7 protein-coding genes are annotated in these 6,765 nt (G+C 46.4%); all 7 read left to right on the top strand.

Annotation, left to right across the window (positions count from 1 at the left end; all coding sequences use genetic code 11):
- The first annotated feature begins 662 nt into the window (after positions 1-662).
- Positions 663-1,034: a hypothetical protein gene (locus AB1797_12085; GenBank protein ID MEW5768337.1), complete on the top strand. Its 372-nt coding sequence runs from the start codon at positions 663-665 to the stop codon at positions 1,032-1,034.
- 814 nt (positions 1,035-1,848) lie between these two features.
- Complete coding sequence (locus tag AB1797_12080) at positions 1,849-2,013, top strand: hypothetical protein (GenBank protein ID MEW5768336.1); 165 nt, start codon at positions 1,849-1,851, stop codon at positions 2,011-2,013.
- 832 nt (positions 2,014-2,845) lie between these two features.
- Complete coding sequence (locus AB1797_12075) at positions 2,846-3,220, top strand: phosphomannose isomerase type II C-terminal cupin domain (GenBank protein ID MEW5768335.1); 375 nt, start codon at positions 2,846-2,848, stop codon at positions 3,218-3,220.
- On the top strand, positions 3,213-4,277 hold the full coding sequence (locus AB1797_12070; GenBank protein ID MEW5768334.1) for a mannose-1-phosphate guanylyltransferase: 1,065 nt from the start codon (positions 3,213-3,215) through the stop codon (positions 4,275-4,277). The genes AB1797_12075 and AB1797_12070 overlap by 8 nt, the downstream gene beginning before the upstream one ends.
- Before the next feature lie 81 nt (positions 4,278-4,358).
- Positions 4,359-5,231 carry a CBS domain-containing protein gene (locus AB1797_12065; protein MEW5768333.1) on the top strand — a complete coding sequence of 291 codons (873 nt, stop codon included), beginning with the start codon at positions 4,359-4,361 and terminating at the stop codon, positions 5,229-5,231.
- A 6-nt stretch (positions 5,232-5,237) separates the two neighbouring features.
- Positions 5,238-6,449, top strand: a complete 1,212-nt coding sequence (locus AB1797_12060; protein ID MEW5768332.1) for a beta-ketoacyl-[acyl-carrier-protein] synthase family protein — start codon at positions 5,238-5,240, stop codon at positions 6,447-6,449.
- 135 nt (positions 6,450-6,584) lie between these two features.
- Positions 6,585-6,765: hypothetical protein (locus AB1797_12055; GenBank protein MEW5768331.1), on the top strand; the 181-nt coding region annotated here is incomplete at its 3' end.

The following is a 6,765-nucleotide window of genomic DNA, read 5'->3' as shown; positions in this document are numbered from 1 at the left end:
GAGCCGCGGGCATGTCCACTCTCCCCCGCCGAAAGCTGCTTCCCCTGAAGTTACCTACGAACCATTCTATGACGATCTCTCCATTTGGGAATAAGGCCTTTCTTTTCCACTTGAGGGCCCAATCTTGTCTTATCATCTTCTGTAGTAAGAGATCACCGGTGAGAAGACCGGCACGTCGCACATCGAATTGCTTTTATCATCTTGGGACACCACGGGAGGGGTGTGCTTAGAATTTAGGCCAATTTTAGCGGCCCAACCGCTTTGATGGTCCGATCCCCTAAAAATTTTCCTCTTTTCCTCAACTTTTCGCTTGACTTACTCATTTTTATATACTATAATCCAAGATCATAAGCCTCAAAGCACTAAGAAACATCTGGGGGGCACTTCTATGACACTTCTTCCGGATTACCCTGAAATCAAAATTCCTATCAGCATTCCTATCAGCTATCAGCTAATCCAAGATCACAAGCCTCAAAGCACTAAGAAACATCTGGGGGGCACTTCTATGACACTTCTTCCGGATTACCCTGAAATCAAAATTCCTATCAGCATTCCTATCAGCCATTCCTATCAGCAATTCCTATCAGCAAAATTCCTATCAGCCAAGGATAATTGAGTTTGGTCGCTATGTCTGGCAAAAGGCACAGCAAGAAAGCAAGAAAGTGGCAACCTTTGATTTTCTGGGGTTTACACATTACTGCACCAAGACCAGAAGAGGCAAATTTAAGTTAGGGCACAAGACAGCAATCGCAAAGTTCAGGCAGAAGATAAAAGCGATGAATGAGTGGCTGAAGAAGGTTCGAAACCTTGTAGAGCTAAAGGAGTGGTGGCAGATATTAAGGTTGAAACTCGTAGGGCACTATCGCTACTACGGGATAAGTGGGAACTTTAGAGAGCTAAAGAAGTTCTATATTCTCACATCAAAATTAGCCTACAAGTGGATAAACAGACGAAGCCAGAAGAAGAGTTACACCGGGACGGTTCAAAATAGTCCATTTTCTTGTGAAACCTTGCGACCTGTAGTGAGCTTTTAGCCCCGTAGGGGCGATATATTTATAGCGAGATGCCAACCCTTACATCTCAAGCCCCGTAGGGGCGATATATGTAAAAACATATCGCTCCTACGGAGCTTTAACATATAGTTGTACCTGGGGAACTATAAATATTCCGCCCCGCTGGGGCTATTGTCGATAATTTTTAGAGCCTATCCCAAAACTTCTCCCGTGTGACCAGAAGCCAAGTTTCTTCAAGAAACCAGGTTTCTATCGCGGAGGTTCTGGGATAGGCCATTAGTCGCAAGCTTTCACAGCAAGGTGAACCGTCCCAATATTTTTTTCTTCGTGTCCTTCGTGGTTTATCCTTACTTCTCCCATCCTTTTACCCAATTTGTGTGGGTAAGGATAAGCCCCTCAAGGGAGAGGGAATTTTGCTTTGTCTCCCAACTAACTGCTTAACTTAGTTTTGAGTAGTTACAGTTTTTGTAACAGAAATATTTGGGGTGGGTCAATTTTCAATTGCTAAAAGTGGATCAGTTTTTTTGTGGGTGCCATCCTACCTCTTTAACCGCTAAGGTTTCGCCCTGTGAGGCAATAAGGCAAGCAGAGAGATAAGGACTTACCTTCGCTATAATTTCGATAGAATAACTTTTGCAAAAAAGCAGGAATTCTAATTTTGAGCATATATTAGGAACCAAAAGTTAAATTCTTAGTAATTTATAGATTCATTATTAATATGGTCGATAAATGATGACCATCAGGGAAAAATAGTTGACAGGGAAGTGAAGTTATGCTATGATAAAGATGTCTGCTGGAAAAGATTTATAAAATTGACTAAAGAGGAGAGAAGAATATGGGTGCCTATACCTTGCCTCGAGCAACATTTGATTTATTAATGGAGGCATTAGGAGAAAAACAAAAGGCAGAGATTTTTGCGAAGGTGATAGAGTTAGCAATCGAATCAATTGATGAGCAGGCAAAAAAAGATAGTAAAAAAGAAGAGCCAAATAAAGACTGAATTAAGAGCTATACTTTTGCACTTTTTTGTAACTACTTGAAATATAAATACCTTACAATAACCTCTTGTCATTCCCGCGAAAGCGGGAATCCAGTAATATCAAGGCTTCTGGATTCCTGCTTGCGCAGGAATGACAAAAAGTGAAAAAGTATAGTAGAAAAGATTTTTGGGTTTTAAGATGTTAGGTCAAAAATTTTTCGACCTGTGAAATAGGTTTATACAAATATCCCCCAATTAGGGTAAGAAAGAGAATAAACAGATCGCTCCTATGGAGCTAATTTGTTATGAGAGATATATCCTACAAACATGTCGCTCCTCTGGAGCTAATCTGAATAAAGCTCCGTTAGGAGCAATCTGTTTGTAGTATTTCGCAAAAGCAATATATTTGCAGCTCCGTAGGAGCGACCTGTTTTTAGTAGTAGTAGAGCTTGAATATCTATGCCTATGGGAAGTTTCTTGCATTTTATTTAAACCTATTTCACAGGTCAAAAATTTTTCGACCTGTGCGGTTAGGTTGTAGACTACTGACGCTGAAAGCGTCGAATTTTAAATAGCCGTAGATGCAATCTACGGAAACAAATCGCAACGCTCGACCCTGCAAGGGTCTAATATTATCCATCACATAGAATTCAACCCTTTCAGGGTTGAGCTGTGGCAGATGTTTCGTTTCCGCAGGTTTCACCTGTGGTTATGTAAAATTCAAACCTTTCAGATTTGAGGAGAATTGCTTGTAATTTCTAACCATACAGGTCGGAAAACTTTCAAATAATAGGAGTGGCTAATACTTGAAAACCAATTTTATTTGGGTATAGCTGCTAAGGCGGTCTTATAAATGGAAAAGCTATTATATGAAGAAAGGCCCTGGGGAAGCTGGCGGATACTGGATGAGGGGGAGGGGTTTAAGATAAAGAGGCTTGAGGTCAAGCCGGGCAAGCGGTTGAGCCTGCAGCTACACCATAGAAGGTCCGAACACTGGGTGGTAGCTGCCGGGACAGCCACGGTAACGGTAGGGGATGAGATAATTACAGCCAAGCAAAACGAACACATCTTTATTCCGGTCGAGGCCGCCCACCGGTTAGAGAATAAAGGGGAAGAGCTGGTAACGGTAATCGAGGTGCAGGTAGGGGACTACCTGGAGGAGGACGATCTTGTCCGCCTGGAAGACGACTTTGGGAGAGCCGGAAAACAGGAGCTGACAAATGAGTAAACCATACGCCGTAATCATGGCCGGCGGCAGGGGCGAGAGGTTCTGGCCGCTTAGCACCGAAGAAATGCCCAAGCCCTTTCATAAACTGGTCGGGGATAAATCTCTGTTCCAAACCACGGTAGAGAGGTTAAGCCCTATTTTCCCTCCGGAAAGAATACTTCCGGTCCTGGCCCGGGAACATCTCGATATCGCCAGGCAGCAATTGCCTGAAATACCGGAGGGGAATTACGTGGTGGAACCAATGGGCCGGGATACGGCGGCCTGTATCGGATTGGCATCTATCTCTTTAGAGAGACTGGACCCGGAGGCGATCATGGTCGTCCTGGCCGCTGACCACTATATCCCTGATGAGGCTGAATTTCGGGCTACCCTGGAAGCGGGTATTAACTTCCTTCAGGAAAACGATGTTATCATTACCCTGGGGATAAAGCCCGACCGTCCTGAAATCGGCTACGGATACATTGAGGCCGGGGAAGAGGTGACTGACCTGGAGGGATTTAGTATCTGTAAGGTGGCCTGTTTTGTGGAAAAGCCGAATATAGATAGGGCCAGGGAATACCTCTCGAGTGGAAAATATTTCTGGAACAGCGGGATGTTTCTGTGGAGGAACAGCCTCATTCAGGGACTTATAGCTAAATTTATGCCGGAACATTGGCAAAGACTGAGCGCCATCCGTGACTCCTTTGGCACACCAGAGGAGGACTCTACCCTCATTAAAGAATTCAGCCGGATTAAAAAGATTTCCATCGACTTTGGTGTTATGGAAAAGGCCGAGAATATCCTGGTCATCCTGGCAAAATTCAAGTGGGATGATGTCGGGAACTGGGCGGCCCTGGAGCGGGTTATGGAGCCGGACGAAAACGGCAATCTACTCCAGGGGAATGTCCTTACCCTTGACACCCGTAACTGTGTGATCTATTCCCAGGATCAACTGGTAGCTACGATGGGGGGTTGTGACCTGATTATTGTCCAGGCCAATGACAAAATCATGGTTGCCTCTAAAAAGTGCGCCTCGGAGTTAAAAAGACTTGTCCGTCTTTATGAAGAATCGGCGTAACTACTTAGCCACTAAGACACAAATCTTCTTCGTGTCTTTGTGGCTGAGTAGATATGAATCTGCCGCCGAGAGGTGAAAGAAGTGCGCCTGAACTGGTTCAAAACCCTGATAAGGGAGATAATGGTCGAAAATATCTTGACCATTTCTGATGATGAAAGTGCCAGAGTGGCCGCCCGGAAAATGGAAGAATACCATGTCGGCTCTCTCCTGGTTCGTAAGGAAGGGGAAACAATCGGTATTCTTACGGAGGCGGATATAGTCTATTCTCTAATACCCCAAGGTTTAAGCCCAGATGATACTATGACTTCAACCATTATGAGCGGTCTGCCGATTACCATCAGGACTTACAGCACGATCGAAGAGGCGTATCTTTCTATGGCCCGCAACCGTATTCGCCATCTGGTTGCCGTGGCAGAAAAAAACGAAGCAGAGGATGTGGAGGTAGGTATAATTTCTGTCCGTGACATCTTATATCCGAGGGAAGAGATTGAAGAAAAAGAAAAGGAGGGGAAACGAGAGTTAAGGTCGTGGGTGGGGTTTCTCCCCTGGAGCCGGAGGGATCGGGTAGAGAAGATAATGACCAGGAAGCCGGTGATGGTAGAAAATAATGAAAATATCAGAATTGCCTCAACGTTGATGAGAGATCAACGCATTTCCAGCCTCCTGGTCAAGGAAAAAGATAGGGTGAAAGGAGTGCTTAGTGAGACAGATATAGTCCGCAAGGTAATTGCTAAAAACCTGGAGCCGGAGAAGATCAAGGCTTCAGAGGTGATGACCAGTCCTCCCATTACTATTAATTCCAGCGATCCGATTGATAAGGCCTATTTTCTTATGGCTAATAAACAAGTTCGCCATTTAGTAGTCAACGACGGCCGAAGAGAACTAAGTATCGTCTCGGCGCGGGATCTTCTTTGTCTGACAGCCAAGAAGGCGAAGAGAGTCTGGAGAAGATGATGAAAAGTGAAAAGAGTAGTAGTCACCGGGCTGGGGGTTGTTACCCCAATAGGAATTGGAAAGGATGAATTCTGGGAGAATCTGTGTCAAGGGAAGAGTGGTGTTGAGGGAGAGACAGCCGAGGTCAGGGACTTTGAGATTAAACAGGAATATGTGGAGTATGACCGCTCTATTCAGTTTGCCTTGAAGGCTTCGGCTGAGGCCCTGGTTGACAGTGGGTTGTTTGGGGCCTTGGAGAGGGACGAAGAGAGAGCCAAGGCTGGCGTAATAATTGGCTCTAGTAAAGGCGGCCTGGGAAGCCTGATGCAGGAAATGGCTGGGTTTGTTAGAGGAGGGCCGGCCGCGGTTTCAGGACATCTTTACGATAATTTCCTTCCTAATATGGCGGCTTCGAGGGTGGCGGCTGCTTTTGGTTTTCATGGCCCCTCTGAAGGCATCGCGGCTGCTTGTGCTACGGGGGCGATCGCTATTATCCAGGCCTACAACCTGATTCGTGAAGGAAGGGCTGAGGTGATGCTGGCCGGCGCTACCGAGGCCTCTCTGGTGCCCCTTATTCTGGCCGGATTCAGAAATATGGGGGTAATCTCTTCTTCGCTCTGCCGGCCCTTTGATCGAAATCGAGACGGCTTTATCCCTGGTGAAGGCTGTGGAGTAGTGGTTTTGGAATCTCTGGAGAGGGCCGAAAAACGTGGAGCTAAAGTGTATGCCCAGATAAAGGGATACGCCTTAGCGGCTGATGCCTGCCATCCGACTACCTTCCACCCCTCGGGGGTCTCTATTGCCGGGGCAATAAAAAGAGCTTTGCACCAAGCCCAGCTCCATCCTTCTGAAATAGATTACATAAATGCCCATGGAACCGGCACCAGGCATAATGATCCTTTGGAGACAAGGGGAATAAAAATGGCCCTGGGAGAAGACGCCTTCACCGCCTCCCTAAGCTCGACTAAACCCTTGACCGGTCATCTTCTGGGGGCAGCCGGAAGTGTGGAATTCATCGTCTGCCTCCTGGCCATGGAAGTCGGCTTTGTCCCGCCAACCATAAATCTGAAAAATCCCGATCCGGAATGCGATCTTGACTACACCCCGCTGAAAGGAAAATCAAGGCATATCCGAAATGCCCTCTCCCTCTCCTTCGGCTTTGGCGGACATATCTCTGTTCTAATCGCTTCCAACATTGAGTATCTCATTCCCCCTGTATGTTACTGGTCAGACGGTTGACTTCATCCTGGACCGTCGACCGCCCGTCCTCCATTCTCCTCCATCTCCTCCATCTCATCCAGACGTAACCGTTCACCTCACCACGGAGACACAGAGACACTGAGAAAAATCTAAAGGAAACACGAAGTCAAGAGCATGCAGCATCGTGCTTTCCGCCCGTCTCTGGAACGTGCCGAAGCCGAGTGCGCTATCTGGGTCGAAGGTGACGCTTTCCTGGAACAATGGGCTAATAAAGTAGACACCCTTTTAGAATCTACCCAGCGCGCCAGTTCAGCAGTGGAGAACATCAATAGCATCTTCAAGCCTTTAGTAGACC

It is taken from the genome of bacterium (assembly GCA_040753085.1).
Lineage (GTDB): Bacteria > UBA9089 > JASEGY01 > JASEGY01 > JASEGY01 > JASEGY01.
The sequence above is the reverse complement of the archived record's forward strand: the minus strand, read 5'-3'. Positions and strand labels throughout refer to the sequence as shown.

Coding starts and splice junctions, on each gene's coding strand:
- AB1797_12075 (MEW5768335.1), top strand. CDS start 2,846: ATGGAAAAGCTATTATATGAAGAAAGGCCCTGGGGAAGCTGGCGGATA.
- AB1797_12070 (MEW5768334.1), top strand. CDS start 3,213: ATGAGTAAACCATACGCCGTAATCATGGCCGGCGGCAGGGGCGAGAGG.
- AB1797_12080 (MEW5768336.1), top strand. CDS start 1,849: ATGGGTGCCTATACCTTGCCTCGAGCAACATTTGATTTATTAATGGAG.